The organism is Enterobacter sp. Lyrl_3, assembly GCF_051948675.1.
Classification (GTDB): Bacteria; Pseudomonadota; Gammaproteobacteria; order Enterobacterales; family Enterobacteriaceae; genus Enterobacter; species Enterobacter cloacae.
This window is the reverse complement of the sequence record NZ_JAYJLI010000074.1, coordinates 1-398: the sequence shown is the minus strand read 5'-3', so window position 1 is coordinate 398 and position 398 is coordinate 1. Positions and strand designations below refer to the sequence as shown.

Genomic DNA, 398 nt, shown 5'->3' with positions numbered 1-398 from the left:
CATATGGGACCTGCGCTTTCACTGGCAACGGGAAAAAGCGCGTCTCCTGCAGGAGCTTCGCGCCGGGATGTACCGTTTTCGTCCGCTATGCGTCATTCCCCGCGCGGACGGCGGGGCCTGTGTGATGTGGTCCGCCTGTGACGCGCTGGTTATTCACGCCCTCCCCCGCCTGCTGACACCACATCTTCCGGTCCATCACACCTGCGAACACGTCAGGAGCCAGGGCGGCGGCAAACAGAGCGCGCGTCGCGTTCATCATTTCCTGCGTCACACCAGAGCGCCCTTCGTCTTTCGCACCGATATCCGCGGTTACTACGCAAACATCGACAAAAACCGGCTTTACCATCAGCTCACCACCTGCATTCCCTGCCCGGGTATACGCTCTCTGTTGTGGCAGT

Annotated in this window: 1 pseudogene; it reads left to right on the top strand. The window is 60.8% G+C overall.

The features are described 5' to 3' along the window. Positions 1–398, top strand: a pseudogene (locus tag VF709_RS24950) (hypothetical protein); the annotation flags it as partial.